This window comes from Streptococcus suis (assembly GCF_002964045.1).
Taxonomy (GTDB): domain Bacteria; phylum Bacillota; class Bacilli; order Lactobacillales; family Streptococcaceae; genus Streptococcus; species Streptococcus suis_U.
This window is the reverse complement of record NZ_POPB01000138.1, coordinates 1-334: the sequence shown is the minus strand read 5'-3', so window position 1 is coordinate 334 and position 334 is coordinate 1. Positions and strand designations below refer to the sequence as shown.

At 37.7% G+C, this 334-nt stretch carries 1 pseudogene; it reads left to right on the top strand.

The features are described from left to right. Nucleotides 1-197, top strand: a pseudogene (locus C1E99_RS00595) (hypothetical protein); the annotation flags it as partial. Nucleotides 198-334: the final 137 nt, after the last annotated feature.

Below are 334 nucleotides of genomic sequence, written 5' to 3'. Positions count from 1 at the left end.
AAGTTCTAAATGATAAATCCCAAGAAGCCATTTACAAGACAAGTGAGAAAGTATTGAATGACGCGGAACGCCAAGAAAAAGTGGCCGCCTTTGCAGAAACAGCCTTAGAAAACCTCCTCAATCTCAACTCAGAAGAAAAACTTGAGGTTGAGATTGAAGTGGCCGACTTGAATTTCCAGATTGTAGACAAGAAATAGCTTTTTAAACAAGGTCGTGTCAGTAGGCACGGCTTTTTGTCTGCTCTGCCATTTCCAAAAAAGCCCAAAATATGATAAAATAAAGGACAAGATTTAGAGAAATGAGAAATATCATGAAACTACAAAAACCTAAAGGA